The 22,626-nt window shown below is 68.1% G+C and carries 28 protein-coding genes; 24 read left to right on the top strand and 4 right to left on the bottom strand.

Annotated features, from left to right (window positions below; translation table 11 throughout):
• The first annotated feature begins 410 nt into the window (after positions 1 to 410).
• Positions 411 to 1,769, top strand: coding sequence for a helix-turn-helix domain-containing protein (locus JOD54_RS10080; RefSeq protein ID WP_204450273.1), 1,359 nt, complete (start codon positions 411 to 413; stop codon positions 1,767 to 1,769).
• On the opposite strand, the gene JOD54_RS10075 is transcribed toward JOD54_RS10080, so the two are convergent.
• The 3 genes from JOD54_RS10075 to JOD54_RS10065 form a co-directional block, all read right to left on the bottom strand.
• Positions 1,762 to 2,424, bottom strand: coding sequence for an HAD family hydrolase (locus tag JOD54_RS10075; protein ID WP_204450272.1), 663 nt, complete (start codon positions 2,422 to 2,424; stop codon positions 1,762 to 1,764). The genes JOD54_RS10080 and JOD54_RS10075 overlap by 8 nt on opposite strands.
• A 76-nt stretch (positions 2,425 to 2,500) precedes the next feature.
• On the bottom strand, positions 2,501 to 2,713 hold the full coding sequence (locus JOD54_RS10070; RefSeq protein ID WP_204450271.1) for a hypothetical protein: 213 nt from the start codon (positions 2,711 to 2,713) through the stop codon (positions 2,501 to 2,503).
• 158 nt (positions 2,714 to 2,871) lie between these two features.
• Positions 2,872 to 3,270, bottom strand: coding sequence for a hypothetical protein (locus tag JOD54_RS10065; RefSeq protein ID WP_204450270.1), 399 nt, complete (start codon positions 3,268 to 3,270; stop codon positions 2,872 to 2,874).
• A 589-nt stretch (positions 3,271 to 3,859) separates the two neighbouring features.
• Between JOD54_RS10065 and JOD54_RS10060 the strand changes: the two genes are divergently transcribed.
• The 19 genes from JOD54_RS10060 (at position 3,860) to JOD54_RS09970 (ending at position 16,250) form a co-directional block, all read left to right on the top strand.
• Positions 3,860 to 4,132: a hypothetical protein gene (locus JOD54_RS10060; RefSeq protein WP_204450269.1), complete on the top strand. Its 273-nt coding sequence runs from the start codon at positions 3,860 to 3,862 to the stop codon at positions 4,130 to 4,132.
• Between the two features lie 68 nt (positions 4,133 to 4,200).
• A complete protein-coding gene (locus JOD54_RS10055) occupies positions 4,201 to 4,614 on the top strand; it encodes a hypothetical protein (RefSeq protein WP_204450268.1) in 414 nt (137 codons plus the stop codon).
• A complete protein-coding gene (locus JOD54_RS10050; protein ID WP_204450267.1) occupies positions 4,611 to 4,832 on the top strand; it encodes a hypothetical protein in 222 nt (73 codons plus the stop codon). Before JOD54_RS10055 ends, JOD54_RS10050 begins: the two co-directional genes overlap by 4 nt.
• 30 nt (positions 4,833 to 4,862) lie before the next feature.
• Complete coding sequence (locus JOD54_RS10045; protein ID WP_204450266.1) at positions 4,863 to 6,065, top strand: hypothetical protein; 1,203 nt, start codon at positions 4,863 to 4,865, stop codon at positions 6,063 to 6,065.
• Entirely contained in the window at positions 6,062 to 6,595 is a 534-nt protein-coding gene (locus JOD54_RS10040) for a zinc finger domain-containing protein (protein WP_204450265.1), read from the top strand. The genes JOD54_RS10045 and JOD54_RS10040 overlap by 4 nt, the downstream gene beginning before the upstream one ends.
• Positions 6,592 to 7,299 carry a DUF7341 domain-containing protein gene (locus JOD54_RS10035; RefSeq protein WP_204450264.1) on the top strand — a complete coding sequence of 236 codons (708 nt, stop codon included), beginning with the start codon at positions 6,592 to 6,594 and terminating at the stop codon, positions 7,297 to 7,299. The genes JOD54_RS10040 and JOD54_RS10035 overlap by 4 nt, the downstream gene beginning before the upstream one ends.
• A gap of 412 nt (positions 7,300 to 7,711) precedes the next feature.
• Positions 7,712 to 8,212 (top strand): hypothetical protein, encoded by a 501-nt coding sequence (locus JOD54_RS10030; RefSeq protein WP_204450263.1) that lies wholly within the window; start codon positions 7,712 to 7,714, stop codon positions 8,210 to 8,212.
• Positions 8,209 to 8,658: a hypothetical protein gene (locus JOD54_RS10025; RefSeq protein ID WP_204450262.1), complete on the top strand. Its 450-nt coding sequence runs from the start codon at positions 8,209 to 8,211 to the stop codon at positions 8,656 to 8,658. Before JOD54_RS10030 ends, JOD54_RS10025 begins: the two co-directional genes overlap by 4 nt.
• On the top strand, positions 8,655 to 9,092 hold the full coding sequence (locus JOD54_RS10020) for a hypothetical protein (protein WP_204450261.1): 438 nt from the start codon (positions 8,655 to 8,657) through the stop codon (positions 9,090 to 9,092). The genes JOD54_RS10025 and JOD54_RS10020 overlap by 4 nt, the downstream gene beginning before the upstream one ends.
• A gap of 65 nt (positions 9,093 to 9,157) precedes the next feature.
• A complete protein-coding gene (locus JOD54_RS10015; RefSeq protein ID WP_204450260.1) occupies positions 9,158 to 9,511 on the top strand; it encodes a hypothetical protein in 354 nt (117 codons plus the stop codon).
• Positions 9,508 to 9,786 (top strand): hypothetical protein, encoded by a 279-nt coding sequence (locus JOD54_RS10010; protein WP_204450259.1) that lies wholly within the window; start codon positions 9,508 to 9,510, stop codon positions 9,784 to 9,786. Before JOD54_RS10015 ends, JOD54_RS10010 begins: the two co-directional genes overlap by 4 nt.
• Positions 9,786 to 10,244 (top strand): hypothetical protein, encoded by a 459-nt coding sequence (locus tag JOD54_RS10005; protein ID WP_204450258.1) that lies wholly within the window; start codon positions 9,786 to 9,788, stop codon positions 10,242 to 10,244. The genes JOD54_RS10010 and JOD54_RS10005 overlap by 1 nt, the downstream gene beginning before the upstream one ends.
• Positions 10,245 to 10,573: 329 nt before the next feature.
• Complete coding sequence (locus tag JOD54_RS10000) at positions 10,574 to 11,674, top strand: DUF932 domain-containing protein (protein ID WP_204450257.1); 1,101 nt, start codon at positions 10,574 to 10,576, stop codon at positions 11,672 to 11,674.
• A gap of 1 nt (position 11,675) precedes the next feature.
• Positions 11,676 to 11,831, top strand: a complete 156-nt coding sequence (locus tag JOD54_RS09995; RefSeq protein WP_204450256.1) for a hypothetical protein — start codon at positions 11,676 to 11,678, stop codon at positions 11,829 to 11,831.
• 689 nt (positions 11,832 to 12,520) lie between these two features.
• Positions 12,521 to 12,757 carry a hypothetical protein gene (locus JOD54_RS09990; protein ID WP_204450255.1) on the top strand — a complete coding sequence of 79 codons (237 nt, stop codon included), beginning with the start codon at positions 12,521 to 12,523 and terminating at the stop codon, positions 12,755 to 12,757.
• A gap of 15 nt (positions 12,758 to 12,772) precedes the next feature.
• Positions 12,773 to 13,510 (top strand): adenine nucleotide alpha hydrolase family protein, encoded by a 738-nt coding sequence (locus JOD54_RS09985; protein ID WP_204450254.1) that lies wholly within the window; start codon positions 12,773 to 12,775, stop codon positions 13,508 to 13,510.
• The gene (locus tag JOD54_RS09980) at positions 13,494 to 13,919 is read left to right on the top strand and encodes a hypothetical protein (protein WP_204450253.1); all 426 of its coding nucleotides are present in this window, start codon (positions 13,494 to 13,496) and stop codon (positions 13,917 to 13,919) included. Before JOD54_RS09985 ends, JOD54_RS09980 begins: the two co-directional genes overlap by 17 nt.
• A 146-nt stretch (positions 13,920 to 14,065) precedes the next feature.
• The gene (locus JOD54_RS09975; RefSeq protein WP_204456185.1) at positions 14,066 to 14,524 is read left to right on the top strand and encodes a phage terminase small subunit P27 family; all 459 of its coding nucleotides are present in this window, start codon (positions 14,066 to 14,068) and stop codon (positions 14,522 to 14,524) included.
• Positions 14,484 to 16,250: a terminase large subunit gene (locus JOD54_RS09970; RefSeq protein WP_204450252.1), complete on the top strand. Its 1,767-nt coding sequence runs from the start codon at positions 14,484 to 14,486 to the stop codon at positions 16,248 to 16,250. The genes JOD54_RS09975 and JOD54_RS09970 overlap by 41 nt, the downstream gene beginning before the upstream one ends.
• On the opposite strand, the gene JOD54_RS09965 is transcribed toward JOD54_RS09970, so the two are convergent.
• Positions 16,219 to 17,253: a DUF4238 domain-containing protein gene (locus JOD54_RS09965; protein ID WP_204450251.1), complete on the bottom strand. Its 1,035-nt coding sequence runs from the start codon at positions 17,251 to 17,253 to the stop codon at positions 16,219 to 16,221. The genes JOD54_RS09970 and JOD54_RS09965 overlap by 32 nt on opposite strands.
• Before the next feature lie 910 nt (positions 17,254 to 18,163).
• Here JOD54_RS09965 and JOD54_RS09960 point away from each other — a divergent pair.
• From JOD54_RS09960 to JOD54_RS09945, 4 genes are all read left to right on the top strand, one after another.
• A complete protein-coding gene (locus JOD54_RS09960) occupies positions 18,164 to 19,678 on the top strand; it encodes a phage portal protein (protein ID WP_239573331.1) in 1,515 nt (504 codons plus the stop codon).
• Complete coding sequence (locus JOD54_RS09955; protein ID WP_204450250.1) at positions 19,675 to 20,667, top strand: VG15 protein; 993 nt, start codon at positions 19,675 to 19,677, stop codon at positions 20,665 to 20,667. Before JOD54_RS09960 ends, JOD54_RS09955 begins: the two co-directional genes overlap by 4 nt.
• Positions 20,668 to 20,978: 311 nt before the next feature.
• Complete coding sequence (locus JOD54_RS09950; protein ID WP_204450249.1) at positions 20,979 to 21,596, top strand: hypothetical protein; 618 nt, start codon at positions 20,979 to 20,981, stop codon at positions 21,594 to 21,596.
• A 49-nt stretch (positions 21,597 to 21,645) separates the two neighbouring features.
• Complete coding sequence (locus tag JOD54_RS09945) at positions 21,646 to 22,623, top strand: SU10 major capsid protein (protein WP_204450248.1); 978 nt, start codon at positions 21,646 to 21,648, stop codon at positions 22,621 to 22,623.
• The last annotated feature ends 3 nt before the right edge of the window (positions 22,624 to 22,626 follow it).

Below are 22,626 nucleotides of genomic sequence, written 5' to 3'. Positions count from 1 at the left end.
ACGCGGAACACCGATTGAAGGGTGAAGTCGGCCCGACCTGCAAATGACCGACCCATGCACCGCAGATGGCAAGTCCGGCCACCCCCCACTCACGGTGGGTCTGGGTGGGTTCGGTGGCGCTGAGAACGTGCACCCTGTCTGGGAGCAGGAAGCCACGTACCCAGACGGCCGGAGGCGCGACGATCGTCATCGGAGTCCTCTCCGCCAGGGGTGGGAACCCGCCAGGCCGGCCGTGGGGGGGCGACAAGCCTGCCTGGCGGGAAGTTCGTGACTCCACTGACTCAACGCCATACGGCCTACGGGCAACACTGGCCACTGCACGTCCGCTCGACGTCCAGTAGCGACCACCCCGTGACGTGAACCTCCGCCGCGCCTAATCTGGGACCAACGCGGCCGAACCAGGGGGCAACATGAGCGGAGCTCGGCATCGCCAGCCAAATCGACGGCTGAGCTGGGAACGGCTCGAACGAGGATGGAGCTACGAGGAGGCGGCCGACCAGATCAAGGCAAGCATGTGGATGCACGGCGACGTCGACACCGGCTTGCTCCCCAACACCGTCCGGCGGTGGGAAACCGGTGATAGGTCGCCGGACCCGCGGTACCGCAAGCATTTGGTTCTAGTCTTCGGGAAAACTGCCTCGGAACTCGGGTTACTCACCCCGGAAGAACTAGAGATGCGGCCCGATGACGGATACCCTGCCGACGTCGCAAGGAGATTGCTAACGATGGCCAATCCAGCCCAAGCGGATATCGAAGTGAATCGTGCACTCTTTCTTCGTGGGATCGTCGGGGCTGGGCTGGCTCCCCTCGCGTCGACACTCGGCGTTTCGGCTGGCGCCGTTGAAGCCTTAGGGCACGCGATCACGAGGTCTATGGGACCCGATGGCCCGGCCGTCGCGGCATATGCCGAGATCTGCGTTCGGCAACGTGAGCTGTACTGGTCCACGCCCGCGCACTTGCTGTTGGAGTCTGCGCTGTCGCACACGCAGCTCGGCGTGCAACTTCTGCGCGGTGCTGGAGTAGGCGACCTTCGACGCGAGCTAGCCCGTTCCGTAGCCGAGTCAGCCTTGCTCACGGCACGTATCGCCTTCTTCGACCTCCAGCAGGAGGCTGTTGCGCAGCGGTGCTTCGAGGTCGCTCGTGAAGCCACCCAGCAGGCCGACGATCACGCTCTGGCTGTTGCCGTGTACGGACACATGAGCTTCGTGCCCGGCTTCAACGGCGATCGAGCGGGCGCGGAGACCTGTCTCGCCGCAGCGCAGGCCCACGCTCGATACGCATCGGGTCCCGCTCTTCGTTCCTGGATGCATTGCGTCGCGTCCGAGATCACGGCGCGAACCGGAGATCCGTCGGCAAGTCTCGGACATGTACGCCAAGCCGAAGACTCGTTGACCACCTCGGGAGCCGACCCAGAATGGCTCGACTTCTACGACTCGTCGCGCCTCGCAGGCTTCACTGGGTACAGCCTGCTAGTCGCGGGTCGACCGACAGAGGCAGCAGGACGGCTTGCCGAAGCACTGGACGAGCTGGCCGCGTCCAACACCAAGCAGCAGGCGGTGCTGCTGTTCGATCTTGCGTCCGCCCACGCACCGCAGGACGCCGAACGCGCGGCCGACTACGCCGACCGCGCGTTCACTGCCCTCGAACGTGACTGGTATGCGACTGCTGCCAACCGCGTTCCCGCCGTGTCTAGGCAGTTGGCTGGCAGTCCCTATGAAACGGTTGTGCGAGAGCGGGCTCGCGCACTCCCAGGAGCGCGACCTAGCTGAACGGTTCGTTGTGCAGCCGGACGAGGTTCGGCAGCTCCGCCAGGTTGGCAAGGCGGAATAGGCACTGTTCCTCGACCGCGGGGTCCCGCAGGATGTACCCCCACGGACCGCGCTGTATCAGCGCCGTCCGCAACCCGGCTTGCTGGGCGGGACGCACGTCGTTGTCGATTCTGTCCCCGACATACAAGATCGACTCCTTGGCGCAGCCTGCCTCTTCGACAACCCGGTCGAAGAAGTCTGACTCGGGCTTCTCGACTCCCCATCCGTCCGAGGTGCCAATCACGTCCACCGCGAAGTCCAGGCTGCGAAGGATGCGCTCAGCCCGCGCTGTCTGGTTGCCCGCTAGCCCGACCAGTAAGCCCGCAGCCTTCAACTCCTCCAAGCACGCCCGCGCATCCGGATAGACGTTCGTGTCCTCAAACCCTTCGGGGATACCCTCCGCTGCACGCTTCTCACGTTCAATCGCGAGGTCGAACCCGGGTCGGAAGACTTGGAACGTATCCCTGTAGTCCCCTCCTTGGGCAATCACCGCCCCGAACACCGCCGAGAACGTGTGACGCGGCACACCCAGCCAGTCCGCCCAAGTCCCGTACTCCCGCGTCTCGTCGATGATTGTCTCACCCACGTCGAAAAAGACCGCTCGAATCAGTGCCATGTGCGTCATCCTCCGCGATCTCAACCCAGCGTCGGACCGCCCCACGCTGCGGGTTACCAGGTTTCCAGAGCGCGCATCAGTCGCTGTTTGGGCCTCGACCTGTCTGTGCCTGCTCGCCACGATCGGCTACCTCGTTGATGAGGTCGGCAAGGGTCGCGGTCATGGGCACGCCTTCGCGGATGCGGACACCAGTCGGGTGGCCTGCCTCGTCGGTCAACAGTTCGACGCCGGGTCGCGCAGGCAGTGCGTCGCGTGGAGCGATGACGATGAGGGGTTGCTGATCGGTCACCGGGTCCTCCGAGCCTCGCGTGCCTTGTGGGCGTGCGTCTGCGCGTGCAGCCCGCGCGAGGATTCCGGCCCCCCAGTTTCCTTAGTCCGCGGGTGGTGTCGTGATCGAGTCTAGCCACGCGGACGTGCCGGTCGTGTCGCGTTTCCGCCCGGCTGCCGTTAGACCTGGTCGGACGTGGCGGCAGGTGCGTGGTTGTGGAGGTTGTGGGCGACGGTCTCCAGCGTGCCGATGAGGGCTAGGGCTCGGGATTGGTCTTGTTGGTCGAGGCGGCGGAAGCGCGCGACGAGGTCGAGCTCGGCGTCAGAGAGGTCGGGGGCACCTAGTCCGGCGTCGGTGGCGAAGGCGTGGAAGACGGTGGCGGTTTTGAGGCCGAGGATGACGGCCAGGCGCTCGACGGTGTCCAGCCGCGGGAACCGTGCTTCTCGCGAGGGTTTGATCAAGTTGGCTATGGCCCCGGCCTGGAGGCCGTGCCGACGTTCGAGTTCCTTGATCGAGATGTTGGGGCAGTGTGCCCGGATGAGGGCTTCCACGTGGCTGCGTGCGTCGGGCGTGCTCATCGTGGGGATCTCCGCCCTGCCCTGGGTCGAGGTGAGGTCCGCGGCCTGGCCGCGTGGTGAGGATCATGACGTTCCACTGACTTAACGTCATCCCCTCGATGGTCGTAAGTGTTCCGCATGGCGACGGTTGGCAACACGCGCTTGCCGCAACCGGTCGGCGTGTTAGGCCGTCAGTCGCCTACGACTACGGTGAACGGCCCAACTATGCGCGACGGTGCATCTACCGAGAGTGGATGTCGTGCGGGACACATCGGCAACTTTAGACCATTAGAGTGATAGAAAAGCTGACGCGCCGCGTCTTCTACTTGACACGAACGAGTGTTCGGGTGAGTGTGAAGGAGCGGGACACCTGGGGGTTCCCGCCCGTGTGCGCGGCGGTGTCCGCGCGTGTTGGGGGCGATGTGCGTTCTGGTGCGCTAGCGACCGACTGACGCCGTCGGTCTCCTGAGTTGATCCCTGTCCTGTCCGCGCCGTAGTGGCGCGGCGTTTCGTCATGCACAGACTACGTGGTTCGGCCGTCGGGGAGGCGGCCCGCTCAATGTCGACTGGTTGGACTTACCTGGGTACGGACCCCATTCCGGGGTCGGTCGTGTTGGACGATCTGGAGATCGTGCTGGAGTACCTGCGGCGGGTGAAGCAGCGTCAGCGCTACTACACCGATCTGCGGGAGTCACTGGAGCTGGTGCTCAAAGACCGGCTCGGCGAAACGGAAGTCGGCACCCTGCGGGGAGTGCCCGCGGTGACGTTCAAGCGCTCGGCGCGGATCTCGGTGTCGATCGCACGGCTGCGTGCGCTGCACCCGGACGTGGCGAAGGCGTGCGAGGACATCGCCGAGGTCCGCACCTTCGTCCTCTTGGGCTGATGAGCCCGCGGTCCTCGCCGGGTCGACGGCGGAAAGCTCCCGTCGACCGGTCGGTTCCACCCGCACCGGTGGACACGGTGGACGCGGCGGTGGAGCTGGCCGCGACATTGCGGCCCTTGCCGCTGGAGTACCCGGACACGGTGTCGGACGTCGCGGCGTTGTTGGCCGGTGACCCGCGCAACCGCGACCAGGTGCGCGCGGTGGTCCAAGTCGTGATCGGCGACGCGCTCACCGACCCGTTCTGGGAGACCACCGCGAACCGCTGGCGGTCGAACCTGCCGCACTGGGTGCGCCCGCCGTTGGTGGGCGCGACCGTGCGGCGCCTCGCCGCCGCCGGGGTGCTGGTGGCCACCGGCCGCTACGCCCGATCGACCGATGCCAAGGGCGGCAACGGGAACAAGCTCCAGCCGATCTACGCGCTGAACCTGGACCCGGTCCGCCGCCCCGACCCCGCGGCTGTGCTGGAGGCTGCGGTGTCGTGAGCCCCTACAGCCACGCCGACGAACGCGCGGCGCGGCGAGCGATAGCGGGCACGGTGCTGGGCGAGGAACTGGACACGGCCGCGCGTGAGGTGGCCGTGGCGATCCTGCACGCCCAGGGCCTGACCGACGCCGAGACCGCCGCCGCGCTGCACCTGTCGACCTACACCGCCGCCCGCATCCGGGCGCGACTGCACCTGCGCGCTCGCCGCGCGCGTTGACCTTCGAGACCTCCTGGGGGAGATCACACGATGGCGCGTGATCACGCACGCCTGTACCTGGATATCTGGGACGACGAAGACTTCCTCGCACTGTCCACTCCGGCCAAGCTCATGTACCTGTTTCTGTTCTCGCAGCGCCGGTTGACCTACGCCGGGATGCTCGACGTCGCGGTACGCCGCTGGGCCAAGTCCCACCCGGACCTCGGTCTCGACGGTGTGCGCGCGGCGCTGGCAGAGCTGGACGCGGCGCGGTTCGTCGTGGTGGACCAGGACACCGAGGAGCTTCTGGTCCGGAGCTTCGTGCGCCGCGATGAGCTGTGGCGCCAGCCCAACACGCTGCGTGCCGCGTTGCGGACGGCGTTCGAGATCGTCTCGCCGATCCTGCGCGCGTCACTGGCGCGGGAGCTGCGGCGGCTACCGGTGGAGATCACCGGCCCCGCGCCGGTGGTCGCCGCCCGCGAACTGGAGGCCGGGGCACGCGCGTTGCCCGCGTCGGTGATGGCCGCGATGGCCCAACGCCCCCGCCGTACCGACAAGACCTCCGAGCCACCCGCGCCCACACCGGTCGAGGCCGAACCGGCCCGCCAGTCCCCTGTGGACACTTCCGGGAACCCTTCGCCGAACCCTTCCGAGATCCCTCCTGCGCGAGCTGAGGGAGAAGGGAGTAGGGAGCGGGGTACGGGTGTAGATCCTCTTGCGTTGGTTGATCAAGAAGGGGGTGACCCCACGCGCGACGCACGCGACACGCGCGCACGTGAGACCCCCGACGACGACCAGCACGCCGGGTCGAGGCGGCAACGCCGCCGCGCCGAGGCCGAACGGCTCGTCACCGTCCACACCCCCGAGCAACCCCGCCGCGTCCGGGAACGACTGCGCGCCGAGGTGATCGAGCTGCTGCGCGAGGACGTGGAGCCCGCGGTGATCGCCGCCGGACTGCGCGCCTGGTCCGGGAAACGCCTTCCGGTGTCGTGGCTGCCGGAGCTGGTGGCCGAGCACCAACGCGCCGCCCTCCTGGCCGCGGCACCAGCCCAGCGCGCCCAGGCCGTCACGGCGGCGGAGTCCATCGAGCGGATGCGCACCGACGCCATCGCCGACGACGACCGCTCCCCGGTCGGGCTCGCCGTGCGGGAGCTGCCCGACCACGCCGACCCGGCCACGCTGCACGCGCTCGTCGCCGACGCCCTGGCCGCCACGTTCCCAGCCGACACCGAGCCGGGGCGGGTGCGCGCATGAGCGCCACCGCGCTGCCGCCGCTGACCCGCTTCGAAGTGCGCGCCCTGCTCACCCACTACCGGATCACCGGCCACACCCCACCCACCGACGCCCAGGTCGACGCCTGGCTGCATGAGCTCCGCGGGCACTCCGCCGGGGAATGCCACGCCGCCCTGACCATCCTGCAAGCCCAGCACCACGGCCGGATCACCCCCGCGGACGTGATCGACCGCATCCGCATCGCCCGAACCCACCCGGTCACCCACCGGCCGGTGGTGCCCGCGCAGCGCCGGTCCGGAACGACTCGAGAACGTGCCGCGGCGGCCCGGGACCGCGGGATCGTCGCGGTGTACGCGGCGATGGGATGGCCGCTCTCACCTGACCGCGAGGAGGCGATGCGGGCGAGGTGTCCGTTCTGCAAAGCCGACCCGGGCCACGGCTGTGGGCCGCTGACCCGTGACCGCCTCGGCCGCCGTGAACGCCGTGACCGGCGCACCGGCCTGCACCCGTCCCGACTCGACGCCGCCCGCACCGGGGAGACCGCCCGATGAACCACACCCTCCACGACCACGACGACCAGATGGAGATCGTTGACCCGGTCCAGGCGCGACTCGCTTTCGATGCCGCGGTGGACCAGCTCTGCGCCCCCGGGATCGGCACCATCACCCGCGAGAACGGCACCCGCGAGCGCGCCCTGATCCCGTGCCTGCTCGACCAGCTCGTGCAGGCCACCGAACCCGGCAGCGAACGCACCGGCGCCACCGGCACCGGCTCCCGCCCACCCGCCAGCCTCAACGCCCTGGAGCTGGTCGCCGAGATCGGCACCGAGATGCGCCGCCAACTCGCAGCCCACGGCCACCATCCCCGCCACCACCGCCCCACCTACGCACTGTCCAACCAGGTCCGGCTCTGGTCCTCCCACGCCGAACACTGGCAACTGGAGGACCCCGACTACCTGGCCCACGCCGCCGACCAGACCCAACGGTGGGTCACCGCCGCCCGCGCCATCGTGGAACCCCAACCCCGCTACCGGCTCCGCGGACGCGCCTGCCCCACCTGCCGGGAAACCACCGTGCTCATCTGGTCGGACACCGAAGCCGACTGGGTGCGTCAGCCAGCGCTGTGGATCGACACCGACCGGATCGAAGCCGCCTGCGCCGCCTGCGACATGCGCTGGCCACTGGACCATTGGGAACGCCTGGGGCAGCTGCTCGACCAGCAACGCAAGCCGGTGCTCGCACTGGACTGCGAATAGACCGGATCATCGGTTGACCACATGATCAGCTCTATGGCACACTGGTCGGGCTCGGCGGAGCTATGCCCATGTCACGCCGAGAACCCCACTTCTTCCCCATGGCGGCAGCCGCGCATCCCACCCTGCGCGGCTGCCGCCCCTGGGTGCGGGTGGCGGACCGCTTGCAGGACTCCACGGCGCCTACCCCTGTGCCGACGGGTCCGCGCGACCGCCGCCCGCACCCGTCGGCATCGCAATTCAGTTTTCCGTTCCCTTTAATAGGGTCGCGATTTCCGCGATCCGCGCCGGTGACAATGCCCGCACTAATTACAATTGCCCTGTGCTGTTTTGCCGACTAGAGGTAATGGGGAGCCCCAAAATTGAATGGGCCGGAATGAGGCCCGGGGGTTTCTGTCACCTCTGGAGGTAATGCGTGTCGAGGTTGAGAAGATCCGTCCAACCGTTGATCAGTCGGGGGCATCCGCCGACGGACGAGGACCTGCTCACCGGGGATCGAGTGGCGGACACCGAGTACTGGAGCGTACCGGAGCTGGCCAAGCACTTGATGACCGAGTTGGCCGACGAGTGCGGGCTGCTGTTCTCCGCTTTGGTCTATCGCTACCGCCCCGACCACCCCTGGATCATGGACATTCATGTCCGGGGCGTGCCCGCGAGCGAACTGGAGGACCCGCACACGGTCGATCAGCTCGCCACCCGGGTTCGGCGGTACGTCGACCGGTACAACTACCACCACCACGACGGGGTGCGGCGGTTCGTCGGCCCGAACGTGGTGGTGCTGCGCGAGTTCGAGCCCGGCGCCTTGGCCCCCGGCCGGGTCAGCGTGCGCCGCTACCACTGGCGTCACCCGATCCGCCGCCGACTGGCCCGCATGGCCGCGTTCCTCGCGGGCCACTCCGGGTGGTGGGCGTGGTGACGGCAACGACCTTCGGCGCCGGTGCGGCCGAACCGGACGTGACCGCGGTCGCGCGTGCCGTGTTGGCCCTGTTGGAACTCGAACGGGGGTTCGGCTCGATCCCCGAGCACGCCACGCTGCGGGTCGCGGTGATGCACCAGGACCCGGCAACCGGGGTCGTACCCACCGTGGTCATCGGCGGCTTGGACGACGAATGGCTGCTCGGACCGGGCACCACGCCGCCGCAGGACCTGACGGTCATCCCCACCGCGGCGCTGACGCTGCGAGCGCTGGCCCTGCACCACACCGTCGCACACGCGGTGTTCTCCGTGGCTCCGCAGCGCGAACCCGGGCGGCTGTGGTGGCCGTTCGCCACCTGGCTGGCGCACGAGGCCCAGTGGGCGACGTGCGACCGGCACTGGCCGCTTGGAGTGTTCACCGTCGCCGACGACGGGACGGTCCAATGAGCGGCCCCATGCTGTGCCGGACCTGCGGCATCGCGCTCGACCTGCACTCCACGCCCACCACACAGGTCTACGAACACCCGGTGTGGTCGGTCGCCGACCACCCCGCGGAGCCCGAGCCCGCCCCGCCGGGGTGGCGCGGCTTCTGTGACTTCTGCACCGTCAAGTCCGCCGAGTTCATCGTGCCGGTGCGGCCTTTCATTCTGGCCGCAACAGAGCACGCAAGTACCTCGGACTGGCAGGCGTGCCCGACGTGTTCCCTGCTGATCAGCACCGCCCGGTGGGACAGCCTCACGTCGCATTCGGTGGCCCAGATCGAACGCCGCTACGGCGGCACATCGGCCAGTCCCGAACAGGTCCGCCAGGTGCGTCTGCTTCACGAGGCCGTGCGCACGCACATGACCGGCCCGCCCCGGCGACTCGGGGAGCCGTCATGACAACACCACATCCCAGGACGCACCTGGGCTGTCACGGGTTCACCTGGATACACCAGCGCTGGTGCGTGACCCTGGCGCAGGAGCTGATCGCAGCAGACCCCGCTGCGGCCGTTCTGGTTCCCGCCGCGGGCATCGGCAACCTGCGCCCGTTGCTGCCTGACCCGGTCCGCGGCGGAACGTCGCTCGTGCATGTCGACACCGTGTACGCCATGGGCCGGGACCTGTCGGTTCCCCTCATCGTGGCCCCGCTGGAGCCGCTGGACGGGATCGACATGGGCAACCTCGTGATCGACGGCTGGCACCGCGTCTACAAGGCTCTCGCCGAAGGACGCACGACGCTGCCCGCCTACTTCCTCACCGCCGACACGGAACGGGAAGCGCGCTTCCGTGTCCCCTACTTTCCGGGAGAGCCGCGATGACCGCGCTCCGCTGCGTCAACCATCCCGACACCACGGCGGCGGCCGTCACCGTCCACGGCCACGACCAGATCGGCAAAGCCCTCTGCGCCGCGTGCACGCAGTGCACCGACCTCCGCTGTGACGAGCCCGGAACCATCCTCGACGCCGACCAGGACCAGCCCTGGTGCGCCTACCACGCGGGCCGCTGCACCGGCGAGGAGACGATCTACGGCCCCGAGCTGGTGGCGATCGGCTCCGAGCGACACCGCGCCCTGACCTCCTCCGGTGGTGCGTGATGGGCCGGGACTTCACCTGGTACCGCAACAAACGCGACGGCATCTGCGGACACTGCGGCCAGAACGTGCCCGCAGGCACAGGACGGGTCCGTCGAACCCGTGACCGCCGCTGGCTGACCTTCCACACGGACAAGGTGTGGGTGGGCACGCCCTGGGACGGCCACTACGAGGGCGGCTGCTACCCCGACCCGACCGCGGCCCCCGGCACGGACTCCGAGATCGACGACGGCGCCCGCGACGAGGCCGAGGTGCAGGCCGCGTGCGCGGAGCTCCACCGGCGGCTGTGCGGCGACGGGAAGACCCCGCCCTACCGCGACCCGGGAACCGACCAGGGCCGTGAGCGCCTGGAGGCGGACCTACTGCGGCTGGCCGCGATGCCCGCGGACGAGATGGTTGCCGACCCCGACGCGGTGGCCACGCTGCTGGAGATCGGCGAGCACCAGGGATGGGACCGATGACCCGGCCCTCGACACCCTCTCGCGGCTGCGGGAGGATGGCCCACGCCCTACTGGTTCTTTCGGCAAAGTAATCAAAGGGGTGTGAGGGGGTCCGGCGTCACCGCCGGACCCCCTTTCCTTTACCCACGGTCGGCCGTTTCCCCTGGTCGCAGAATTGCACGCAAATCACGTTGAGCCGTTCGGGTAAATGACATCCGGAATGGCCGTGAAGTGCTGGACAGAGGCTTGGTGGCCGGTAATGTTGGGGGTGCCGAAAGAACCGCCCCGCCGATCCGGCAGGGGCACAAAACCCCCTTTGAAAGGGCTTTCCCGTGGCACATGAAATTGAGATGGGACCCGACAAGACCGCCGCCTTTGTCTCTGCCCTCACTCCCGCATGGCACCGACTGGGGTTTGTGGCCCCCGGGCCGATGGCCGTTGCCGAAGCTCTGGAGATGGCCAACCTGGCCAACTGGGACGTCAGCGTGGAGCCGATGATGGCCCTGCCCAGGGGCAGCAAGTGCGAGGAGTGCTCCGCCCCGCTCAACGGCACCCACGACGAGATGTGCGCGATCGGGGACCACGAGGGTCTGGACTTCAGCCGCAAGGTCCTCCCGGACGACTGCGTGGTCCCGTTGCCGGTGCACAAGCACCGGGCCGTGGTCCGCACCAACCCGTTCACCGGTGAGCGGGAAGTGCTGTCCGTGGGTGGGGTCAACTACACCCCGATCTCGAACGAGATCATGGGCGCCACCCTGCAAGCCATCCTGGATGACTCCGGGGCCATCGTCGATACCGCCGGAAGTCTCCGGGGTGGCCTGGACACCTTCATCACCGCCCGGATGCCCAAGGGCATCCTCGTGGGCGGGGTGGACGCGGTGGAGATGAACATCGCGGGCTTGAACTACTTCGAGCCGGGCCGGTCCTCGGAGTTCCTGATCACCCCCGTGCGGGTGGTCTGTGCCAACACCCAGGCCGCCGCACTGGCCAACTTCCGTTCCCGCTGGACCTTCCGCCACTCCCCGACCGCCCCGGCCCGGGTGTCCGAGGCCCGGGAGAAGCTGGGGATCACGTTCGACTACGTCGACGCGTTCTCCGCCGAAGCCGAGAAGATGATCAACGCGCAGCTGACCATCGCCGACCTGGAGAAGGTCTGCCGGGAGATCTGGCCCGCACCGGACAAGGACGCGACCGACAAGGTGCGCGAGCGCGACGCCGACTTCATGCGCCTGATCAAGAAGGTGTTCAAGGGCGAGACGAACGCCAACATCGGCAAAGGCAACACCGGCAGTCACTGGTCCGGCTGGGCCACCCTGACCGAGGTTGCCGACCACTGGATCGACGTCCCCGGAGACGCGGAGAACGCCAACACCGTCCGGGCCGAACGCGCCCTGTTGGGGGCAACCGCCCGAATCAAGTCTCAAGCCTTCAAGCTCTTGCAGGTGGCCTGAAATGGACCCGACCACCGCATGGGCCGAACTGTCCACACTGGCCGCTGACACCCTGGCAGGCCGTGCCCCGGACCCCGACCGCATGGCCGAACTGATCACCGGCATTGACCAGTGGACCGCCCGGGGTGGCCACCCGCCCGCCCAGTGGTCCCACTGACCCACCGTCCGACCCCCGGCCCCCACACCGCCCGGTGTGGGGGCCGGACCCATGCCCGCACCCAGCCCGGTTCCCCGGTGGTGCCGATGCCCGCACGCGCGCCCCGTCCCTGTTCCCGACCGGGCTGCCCGAACACCACCGCCACCGGGGGCCGGTGCTGCGCGTGCCGCACCCGCGCGCGCCGGACCGGGGGCACCTCCGCTGACCGTGGCTACTCCGGCCGGCACCGATCCCGCTTCCGGCCCGCTGTGCTGGCCCGTGACCCGGTGTGCCGCTGTGACCTCACCGACTGCCCCGACCACCAGAGCCGACCGTGTGCCGATCCTGCCACCGTGGCCGACCACTGGCCCGCCACCCGCCGAGAGCTGGTGGCCGCTGGGCTGGACCCCGACGACCCGGCCCGGGGCCGTGGGCTGTGTGCCCGGTGCCATGCCCGGGTGACCGCCACCGACCCCCGGACCCGGGGAGGCTGGCACTCCCCGTGACCGCCGCACCCGTCCGGCACCGTGCCCGGTGCACCAGCTCCCGCCCGCCGCACTCAGGGCCCGATCACGTGCCGTCACGCCGCGCCACGGACACCCCAGGGGGGACACCCCCGACCGGGCCGGGAGGGCACAAGCCACTGAGGCCCGGCCACAACCTGACAGGTTTCCGCAACGGCCGTACCCACGTGTCCGCCGGGGGCGCCGGTGACCGATCCGATCACCGCCACCGCCGACCGCCTGGCCGCGGTGCTGGACGCGCTGGAGCAGGCCGACGAGCAGTACCACGCGTGGCGCGAGGAGCGGGAATCCCTGATCCGGCAAGCGAAAGCGCTCGGTGCGTCCCACCGGGGCATCGCCTCGCGCACCAGCCTGTCCCATACCGGCGTCGGGCGGCTCATCGCCCGCACCACCCCCGACCGCTCCTGGGACCCGACCCGGTGACCCGCGCACCACACGGTGCCCGGGTGTCCACCCACGAAGGAGACACGCCTGCCGACCAGCATTGACGACATCACCCCCTCGGAGACCATCCGCGCCGAACTTGCCGCCGAAGGGAAACCGGTTCTGCTCGGCTTCTCGCGAGGCAAGGACAGCCTCGCGGCGTGGCTTGCCATGCGCGAGGCCGGGATCACCGTCGTCCCCTACCACCTGTATCTCGTGCCGAATCTGCGGTTCGTGGACGACAGCCTCAAGTTCTATGAGGACTTCTTCGGCACCCGGATCGTGAACCTGCCCCACCCGAGCCTGTATCGGTGGCTCAACAGTTTCCTGTTCCAACCGCCCGAGCGGTGCGCGATCATCGAGGCCGCGCAGTTCCCCGAGCCCACCTACGAGGAGATCGCGGACCTGCTCCGCAACGACCTCGACCTGCCGGGGGCGTGGAACGCCGACGGTGTCCGGGCCGCGGACTCGCCGAACAGACGGATGGCGATGGTCACGCACGGACCGGTGCGCGAGCACCTGCGCAAACTCAGTCCGGTGTGGGACTGGCGCATCGCCGACGTCCGCGAGGCACTGGCCCGGCATTCGTGTCCGTTGCCGACGGAGTACGAGTGGTTCGGCCGCAGCTTCGACGGGTTGGACTACCGGTTTCTCAAGCCGATCATGGACAACGCGCCCGAGGACTACGCCCGGATCTTGTCCTGGTTTCCGCTCGCCGACCTGGAGATGTTCCGCCGTGACCTCACCCGATGACCAGGACCCCAACACGGCCCTGCTCGCCCAGCTCCAAGCCCAAGTCTCACTCGGCGCCCCGCTGACCCAGGACGAACTCCTCGCCCAGCTCAACGCACCGCCCGAACCGGACCCGTTGGAGAACGTCGCCTACACCGGAGACCTGGAGAACGACGCCGCCGCCGAGCTCGACGCGGTGGCCAAGGGCTTCCGCGAGCGCACCGCCCGCGAGGACGACCGGTTCCGGCTGGCGACCGACTCCGAATACTGGTTCGCGCTGTGCTTCAAGACCCGGGCCGACAAGGAAGCGTTCCTGCGCGCCGCGCGGCTGCTCATCCTCGGGGACAAGTACCTCGACGGGCACGCCGCCGCCCGCATTCTCGGCATCCCCATGCCCACCGACGACCCCGACGAGAACGGAAAGGAGTAGCCCACCATGCGAGCGCGCCTCGCCCGCGCCGGAGCAGCCATCCGGCGCACGTTCTCCCGCAACGCGGCCAGCCCGAGCCGCGGACGCAGCTCCGGAACCTGACCGGAGCAGCCGCAGGGCGGTGGGAGGGAAGGAGGTGACCAGCCATCGGTAAGCGCGGCCCGGCCGCCAAGCCCACCGCCCTGCGCATCCTGCACGGCGACCGACCCGACCGGATCAACACGAACGAACCCGCCCCGCCGGAGCAGGAGATCACCTGCCCGGACTGGGCATCCGACGCCGCCCGCGCCATCTGGGAGCGCCTGGCCCCCGGCCTGGCCGCCCGCGGCGTGCTTACTGCCTGGGACACCGATGCGTTCCTCGTGCTGTGTGAGGCCCTGGCCCGCTACCGGGCCGCGACCCAGTTGGTCAACGGATCGGCGCTGCTCGTGCAAGGCGGGTCCGGTCTGATGAAGAACCCGGCCCTCGTCGTCCAGGCCGACGCCGAACGCACCTTCCTCCAGTTCGCGGCCCGGTTCGGGCTGACACCTGCGGATCGGCAGGCGATCAAGGTCGAGGTGGGCCATGACCACCTCGGCCACGGACCCGACCGCCTCCTCTCCTAAGCCGCCCGCCCGCGGCTCGAAGACCCGCCCGCGCACCCGCACCGCAACGCCCCGCACAACCACCAGACCGCCCGGGGCGCGGCTGCCGACGTGCGGGCGGGTCTTCGACGGTCGGATCTGCCGCAAGCGCGGCGACCACCTGTGCAAGCCACGTGCGGATCATGCCCAGGCGTTCGCCGAGGAAATCTGCGTCCACACCAAAGACCGGTGGGCGCGGAAGCCGTTCATCCTCGCCGAGTGGCAGCGCGACGACATCGTCCGGCCCCTTCTCGGTGAGGTCCGATGGGACGACGAAGCGCAATGCTACGTCCGCCGGTTCCGCGTCGCCTGGATCGAGATCGCGAGGAAGAACGGCAAGTCGGAATTGCTCGCTTTCGTGGCGCTGTACATGCTGTGCGGTGACGGGGTCGAGTCCGCCGAGATCTATGGGTGCGCCCGCGACACCGACCAAGCCCGCCTCGTGTTCAACGTCGCCGCCCGCATGGTCGCTCTCTCCCCGGTCCTCTCGCGCCGGTTGAAGGTGCTCGACAGCTCGGCGCGGATCGTGGACGAGAAGACCAACAGCGTCTACGCCGTCGTCCCCGCCGATGCGCTGGGCAACCTCGGCTCCAACCCGTCCTGTGTGGTCTTCGACGAGGTGCTGACCCAACCCTCCGGCGATCTCTGGCACGCCATGCGCACCGGCATGGGCACCCGGCTCGAACCGCTGCTGATCGCCGCGACTACCGCGGGCAACGACCCGTCCAGCTTTGCCAAGGCCGAGCACGACGAGTGCGTCAAGATCGCCGAGAACCCGAGCAGGGCACCGCACAGGTTCGTCTACCTGCGCAACCTGCCCGCCGACGCGGACCCCTGGGACGAGACCAACTGGTACCACGCAAACCCCGCCCTCGGCGACTTCCTCTCCCTCGCCGCCCTGCGCGAGGAAGCCCTGGAAGCCCGCAATGACCCGGCGAAAGAGAACAGTTTCCGGCAGTTCCGGCTCAACCAGTGGGTCGCGCAGTCCACCCGGTGGATGCCCATGCACCTCTACCTGCTCTGCGCCGGAACCACCCTCGACCACCCCGCCCTACTCCGCGAACGCCTCGCCGGGAAACCCGCTTGGGGTGGACTCGACCTCGCCTCCAAACTCGACCTCACCGCTTGGTGCCTCATCGTCCCCGACGGCATCGACGGCCACGTGTCCGCGCTGTGGCGGTTCTGGCTACCCGAGTCCGCGGTGACCTTCCTGGACGAGCGCCTGGACGGCCGCGCGAGCCGCTGGGCCGACCAAGGCTGGCTGACCGTCACCGACGGCGAGGTCATCGACTACGACACCGTCGAGAACGACATCGTCACCGACACCGGCCTGCTCCGCGTCGCGGACGTCTCCTACGACGAGTGGTCCGGCGAGCCCGTTCGCCAACGCCTGGAGAAGCGCGCCGGTGTGCCGATGTACCCGGTCGCCCAAACCTACAAGGGCATGACCCACGGCATGACCGAACTCATGGCACTGACCAAGTCCCGCGGCTGGTCGCACCACTGCAACCCCATCGCCGAGTTCTGCTTCGACAATGTGGAAGTGCGCAGCCCGTCGGGCGAACCCGATCTCATCCGCCCCGACAAGCCTGAGCGCGGCAAGACCGGCAAGAGGATCGACGCCGTCCCCACTGGCGCGATGGCCGTCAGTGGCTGGCGGTTGCGGGGGCAGAAGGTCAAGAAGTCGGGCCGGATGGTGGTGATGTGACTTCCGCGTTGCTGGGCATTTCACTTTGCGAATCGACTCTAGCCGAAGCGACGAACTCCTTTAGATTACTGCCAGGGCGGTAATAGACGTGCTCATGCGCGGCCTTGACCTGCGTTCGATTCAGGGCATCCAGTAGTCGGTGTGAGACGGTTGCGCTGACCGCATCCGGAGCGGTGACCACGTAGCACCGGTTTGTAATAGGCATACCAGCACCGTTGGAATCACCTATCGCTTTCCTGATGTTTGTGAATACTTCCTTGTCGTGATCGAACGAGTAGGTGAAGGCTGGTGAATCGGCAATTACAAACTCATGACTGGATGGTGCGAATAGAAGTTGAATCTGAAGCGGGTCGAAGGTTCCGCGCGCCATCTCGAAGTGCTCCTCCACGCTCTGGCGCTCCAGGAGTCCGCTGGCGCGGAGATCTCTCCAGTTGGCCATGTTCTCGTCGAGAAATGCCCCCAGAGCTTCATTGCCAGCGGCGTGCAGTCCGTACCTTGCAAAGAACGCGCGCTCCAACCGCGGGCCATATGCGCGCAAGATCCACTCTCGACCCTCTGTAGTGGCTTGTTCGACGATCTTGTCGTGGAGCGCCAGATACCAAGGTGATCGAACCAGATGCAAGGCGATGCAGTCCTTCATGACCTTGATCAATCTAGGCTCATTAAGGATGCTCCCATCGTGTATCGCTTGCACAGCATCGTGCAGGTGATCTTCGACAGTTGATTTCCAGAGGTACTCTAGCGAGGCGGATGCGTACCGCACAAAGTTCCGGATCTTTCCGCATCCTTTAACTCCCAGCGGACGCAACTCCAGGCCGGATCGAACATTGTAAGGGACCAGAAAGTGTCCACCTTTGGAGTCTTTCTCGCTGAAGTTCTTCAGTACAGCCTTGGATACAATGTGCTGGTTAGGGACAACGCGACCGCCTTCGCGGGCAAGTTCGGCGCGTCGTCGCTCCGCTTCCTCGACAGTCGGTCGAGCAGGAAAGACCCATTCAGGCATGAGCCATTCTGGCATAGGCGTTGTCTCCGCGCGCTGTCAGTAGGTATCGCTCTTGCAACTTCTCCATCCTGACGATTCAGGAATGACTTGGCTGCGGCGGCTGTCATCGTCGAAGTATGCCACCCACCCGGCGAGCCCGACCTGATCCGCCCGGACAAGCCCGAACGCGGCAAGACCGCCAAACGTATGGACGCGGGACCGTCGCGATGGCTGTATCCGAGTGGAAGCTGCCCGGTCAGAGGGCCAGGAAGTCGGGGCGGATGGTAGTCATCGCATGAGGTCGTCGGCTGGAGTGGGCGGGTCTATTCCGAGATCCTCGCGCATTCGGCGGTGAAGTTCCCGTCTTCCTTCGCGCGGAGTCATCGTAAGACCCTCGTGGATATCGTCGTACAAGCCAGTCTGTATCAGGTACTCGAAGTGTCGAACCTGACTCTCGAAGATTTGGATTACGTAACGGGCAGTTCGCGACATCTGATCCGATCCGACAAGCGTCACAACTCTCAATTGGTCATTTAGCAGTTCGAGTAGTGGCGTAGACACTACTTCAAGTTCGGCGTAGCTCGCGTATCTGTAAAGCCCCTTGCTATCGCGTGGCGCCAGTAGGTCATCAAGTTTGTCGGTTGTTCCGAGCAAGTCTGCGTACAAATTGGATCTGCGGTCCCGCCATTGGTTTTCCGCCTCGTATTCTCGGTTGGCGGTGCGCTCGGCCGACTCTCGCCTCCAACGGATATCGTCGCGTTCTCGGTCGCGATCCCAGCGTCGGTCATCTCGTCGTGCAGTCACCCGAGCGCCGATCCAGGCGCCACCGAGCGGACCGACAAGCGCAATCACCGCTAGCGCCAACGTCACCCATGATGGAACTGCCCCTGTCTGCATGTAGCGGACCATACCGACTCATGGGGGTGACGCAATGGCGGTAGAACTAGCGCTGCCAGAATCCGCTTGGCTGGCGCGCTTGTCGACCCAGCACAACGCTCAGCTTCCCGAGTTGGAGTTGCTGGACGCCTACTACGAGGGCGAGCAGCCGCTGTCGTACATGCACCCGGAGTTGTTGCGGCGCTTGGACAACCGGGTGCGTCAGGTCGTGGTCAACTGGCCTGAACTGATCGTGGACAGCCTTGATGAGCGGTTGGACGTGACTGGCTTTCGGCTCGGCGGCCGGGACGCCGCGGATCGGGATCTGTGGCGGATCTGGAAGGCCAACCGGCTGGATCTGGCGTCTCAGCAGGCGCATATCGACGCGTTGGTGATGGGCAGGGCGTTCGCGATCGTGGGGACGAATGAGGCTGATGAGTCGGCTCCGTTGGTGACGGTGGAGTCGCCGTTGGAGGTGCACGCGGAGTTGGACCCGCGTACCCGCAAGGTCCGAGCGGCGCTGAAGCGTTGGTACGACGACGGAGCGGCGCCGGGCACGTCCAGCCTGTCGGCCACGCACGCGACGCTGTATCTGCCGAACGAGACGATTTGGTACACCTCTCACGACGGCGGCTCGGCATGGGCGGAGGACCGGCGCGACGAGCACGGCATGGGCGAGGTGCCGGTGGTGCCGCTGATCAACCGCCCGCGTACTCGGCGCCGCCGCACCAAGCCGGTCGCCTTGGGTCGCTCGGAGCTGTCCAGCGTGATCCCGTTGTCGGACGCGGCGTGCAAGGTGGCCACGGACATGATGGTGTCCGCGGAGTTCCACGCGATGCCGCGCCGGTACGCGCTCGGGTTCGAGCAGTCCGATTTCGTTGATGCGCAGGGGAAGCCGCTTACGCCGTGGCAGGCGGTGGCTGGTGTTCTGTGGGCGACGCCGAAGTCCCCGCGTGAGGATGGCGTGGCGGTTGGGCAGTTCCCGGAAGCGGACTTGTCGAACTTCCACAACACCCTGAACGCGCTGGCGAGGCTGACCGCGTCGATCAGTGGGCTACCACCCCACTTCCTGGGCTACGCCACGGAGAACCCGGCCAGCGCGGACGGCATCCGCTCCAGCGAGGGCCGCCACATCAAACGCGCCGAACGCCGCCAGAGGTCCTTCGGGGACGGGTGGGAGCAGGTCATGCGCCTGGTCCTGCTGGTCCGCGACGGCCGTATCCCTCCGGAGGCGCTGCGCATGGAGACCATGTGGGTCGACGCCGCCACCCCGACCTTCGCCGCCCAGGCCGACGCGGTCACCAAGCTCTACGGGGCGGACAAGCTGCTGCCCCGGCGCGCGTCTCGGCGGGCGTTGGGTTACGGCGACGCGCAGATCCGGGACATGGAGGCCGAGGACCAAGAAGCCTACGCCCGGGTCGCGGGTGGGGACTTGGCCGCCGAGTACGGCCCCCGACCCGACCCGAACTCGAGCACGTCCCAGGACGACGAAGAACCGGCCGTCCCGGCTGCCCGCGGTGAGCGCCCCGCGCCCCCGGCGTTTCTCGCACCATCCGGGGGTCGCCGGTGAGTACACCTCTGCTGGACCCCGAGGCCCGGTTGTACGCGCGGCAGCAGCTGGCGGTGCGCGGCGCGGTGCAGACCGCGCAGGACGCGTGGGCGCGGCTGTCGCTGTCGGACCTGGGCGGTTCGTGGGAGCAGGACGTGCGGCCCCGGGTCGTGATCGCCACCGAGGAAGCCCAGATCACCGCCGCCGCGATCGCCGCGCCCTACGTCACCGCTGCCCTGGCCGCCGCCGCGGCGGTGTCCGCTCCGATGGGGCGGCTGGTCGCGGGGGCGTTCGCCGGGTACGCCGCCAACGGGATGTCGCTACGGGTCCTGATGGACCAGGTCCTGGCCTGGCTCCGCCGCGCCTTGGACCTCGGTATGCCCGCGTCCGACGCTCGCACCCTGGCCCTGTCCCGCCTGCTCACCTACGTGGCCACCGAGGTCGGGGACACCGGCCGCGCTGCCGTGCAGGCCGCGATGATCACCGAGTCCGCGGTGGCCGGGTACGAACGCGTGGTGCGGCTCCCAGCGTGCGGGCGGTGCGTGATCCTGGCCGGGCGGCTCTACCGCTACAGCGACGGGTTCCTGCGGCACCCCCGCTGCGACTGCGGGATGCGGCCGGTCACCCGCGAGCAGTGGGAACGCGACGACCGGGGCAACACCCCGACCGCCCTGTTCGACCGGATGAGTACCGCGGAACAGGACAAGGCGTTCGGCAAGGGCGACGCCGCAGCGATTCGGGCCGGGGCCGACATGGCCCGCGTGGTCAACGCCCGCCGCAAGGGCGCGGTCTACATCGCAGGCGGCCAAGCGTTCACCCGCGAGGCCACCACCGTGCGCGGCATCGGCCGCCAGCTCGGGGACACCGCCACCCGACCCGGGTCCCACTACCGCTCCAGCGGTATCGCCCGACCCACCGCAGTCCAGCTCGTGCATAGCAGCCACGACCGCGCCGAACTGCTTGCCGCGTTGCGCCGCTTCGGCTACCTCACCAGCTCCACCGCGACGTGATCTGTCTGGGCAGGCGACCCAAACGGACGTTTGTGCTCGGCGTGGGCCCCAAACGGCCGTTTCAGGCCCACCGCACGTTTTTTTTTGATGCTGCGGGAGCTGCACTCAAGAGCACGGCACCCACTTGGGCGGCAGCTGTACCGACCAACCACCCCGCGGTCCACGGCGTAACCGACCCGGCTACGCCCGCCATCACCTGCGCACCGGCAGAGGTCGCCGCCAGAACGGCGGCTATCTGAGTTCGCGAGGGCCGGAATCGCACTCGCGCAGTATCCCACACCTTATTCCCGCTCGGCGATTGGACCATTCCCGTGCCCGATTCCCCACCCCCGCAGCCTGAGAACACCGGCCCCACCCCGCCGCCCGTCGGCCCGCCCACCACCGGCGCAGGCGGTGAGGACGCGGCCCCGGATTACAAGGCGCTGTACGAGCAGACCCGGACCAAGTTGACCGCGGCCGAGCAGTCCGCCCGCGACGCGCGGGCCAAGGCCCAGCAGTGGGACGACGCGCAGGCCGCGCAGCTGTCCGACGTCGAGAAGGCCACCGCCCGCGCCACCGAGGCGGAGACCCAGGTTGCCGCGTTGCGGCGCCGCGCGGTGCAGGCGGAGATCCGGGCCGCCGCTAGCGGCTGGGCCGACCCGTCCGACGCGCCGCGCTTCCTCGATGACCACGCCCGCTACGTCACCGGCACCGGCGAGATCGACACTGCCGCGATCACCGCGGACCTGGCCGCCGAACTCGCGCGCCGCCCACACCTGGCCCGCTCCGACGGTCCCCGCCGCCCTGCCCCTGATCCCTCCCAGGGCGCGCGGCAGACCGGTCCCGCTGGGTTGGACGAGCAGATCGCCGCCGCCGAGAAGGCCGGTGACTGGGCTACGGCGATCACGTTGAAGAACCAGCGCCTCGTGGCGATGCCACGCCCCCACTAGCGGGTCCACACCCTCCCTGTTTCCCTTGCTGTGAAAGGACAGTCTGCCTATGCCTGGTGTGGCCGCTATCGCCAACACCTTCAACGCCCCCAACTTCGTTGGTGAGCTTTTCTCTTTGACGCCAACGGATACGCCGTTCCTGTCCGCCATCGGCGGACTGACCGGCGGCAAGCGCGCCAACGGCGTCGTCCACACCTGGTCGGTGTACGACCTGCGCGCCCCCGACGCCAATCGCCAGCGGGTGGAGGGTGCGGACGCCCCGGCGGCGGAGACCCGCGTGCGCGGGCAGGACCGCAATGTGCTGGAGATCCACCAGGAGACCGTGGGCGTCACCTACACCCGCCAAGCCTCACAGGGCATGTTCGCCTCCACCGGTTCAGCGCACCCCAACGCCGCGTCCATCGGCGGCACGAACGCGGTCGCGGTCGAGATGGACTGGCAGACCCGCCAAGCGCTCGTCCAGATCGGACGTGACGTCGAGCTGGGTTTCCTGACCGGCACGTTCCAGGAACCGACCACCAACAGCACAGCCCGCAAGACCCGCGGCATCCTCAACGCGACCGTCACCAACGTCATCACCAACGCGACCCCCGCCGCCTTGACGGAGAAGATGGTGCTCGACCTCATGCAGCGGGTGTGGGAGTCCGGCGGCATCCAGATCTCCGAGACCGCCACTCTGATGTGCGGTGCGTGGCAGAAGCGCCAGCTCACCAACGAGTTCATCACCAAGAAGAACTACAAGGAGGAGTCGCGCACCGTCGCCGGTGTCGCGGTGTCCACAATCGAGACCGACTTCGGTCGGGTCAACGTGATGCTCTCGCGGTTCATGCCCGCCGACGCCCTTCAGGTCGTCTCCCTCGACCAGTGCAGCCCCGTGCTCCTGGAAACCCCCGGCAAGGGGTTCTTGTTCTCCGAACCGTTGGCGCGCACCGGATCGACCGACCGTGCCCAGATCTACGGGGAGATCGGTCTGGAGTACGGGCCGGAGGTCGCTCACGGCAAGATCACCAACCTCACCACCAGCTAAGGA

The sequence above is a fragment of the Actinokineospora baliensis genome, from assembly GCF_016907695.1.
Lineage (GTDB): Bacteria > Actinomycetota > Actinomycetes > Mycobacteriales > Pseudonocardiaceae > Actinokineospora > Actinokineospora baliensis.
The sequence above is the reverse complement of the archived record's forward strand: the minus strand, read 5'-3'. Positions and strand labels throughout refer to the sequence as shown.

Bases quoted from the DNA above. Each gene is read 5' to 3' on its own strand.
- JOD54_RS10080 (WP_204450273.1), top strand. From the start codon at position 411: ATGAGCGGAGCTCGGCATCGCCAGCCAAATCGACGGCTGAGCTGGGAA.
- JOD54_RS10075 (WP_204450272.1), bottom strand. From the start codon at position 2,424: ATGGCACTGATTCGAGCGGTCTTTTTCGACGTGGGTGAGACAATCATC.
- JOD54_RS10065 (WP_204450270.1), bottom strand. From the start codon at position 3,270: ATGAGCACGCCCGACGCACGCAGCCACGTGGAAGCCCTCATCCGGGCA.
- JOD54_RS10045 (WP_204450266.1), top strand. From the start codon at position 4,863: ATGGCGCGTGATCACGCACGCCTGTACCTGGATATCTGGGACGACGAA.
- JOD54_RS10040 (WP_204450265.1), top strand. From the start codon at position 6,062: ATGAGCGCCACCGCGCTGCCGCCGCTGACCCGCTTCGAAGTGCGCGCC.
- JOD54_RS10035 (WP_204450264.1), top strand. From the start codon at position 6,592: ATGAACCACACCCTCCACGACCACGACGACCAGATGGAGATCGTTGAC.
- JOD54_RS10020 (WP_204450261.1), top strand. From the start codon at position 8,655: ATGAGCGGCCCCATGCTGTGCCGGACCTGCGGCATCGCGCTCGACCTG.
- JOD54_RS10010 (WP_204450259.1), top strand. From the start codon at position 9,508: ATGACCGCGCTCCGCTGCGTCAACCATCCCGACACCACGGCGGCGGCC.
- JOD54_RS10005 (WP_204450258.1), top strand. From the start codon at position 9,786: ATGGGCCGGGACTTCACCTGGTACCGCAACAAACGCGACGGCATCTGC.
- JOD54_RS10000 (WP_204450257.1), top strand. From the start codon at position 10,574: ATGGGACCCGACAAGACCGCCGCCTTTGTCTCTGCCCTCACTCCCGCA.
- JOD54_RS09995 (WP_204450256.1), top strand. From the start codon at position 11,676: ATGGACCCGACCACCGCATGGGCCGAACTGTCCACACTGGCCGCTGAC.
- JOD54_RS09970 (WP_204450252.1), top strand. From the start codon at position 14,484: ATGACCACCTCGGCCACGGACCCGACCGCCTCCTCTCCTAAGCCGCCC.
- JOD54_RS09965 (WP_204450251.1), bottom strand. From the start codon at position 17,253: ATGCCTGAATGGGTCTTTCCTGCTCGACCGACTGTCGAGGAAGCGGAG.
- JOD54_RS09960 (WP_239573331.1), top strand. From the start codon at position 18,164: ATGGCGGTAGAACTAGCGCTGCCAGAATCCGCTTGGCTGGCGCGCTTG.
- JOD54_RS09945 (WP_204450248.1), top strand. From the start codon at position 21,646: ATGCCTGGTGTGGCCGCTATCGCCAACACCTTCAACGCCCCCAACTTC.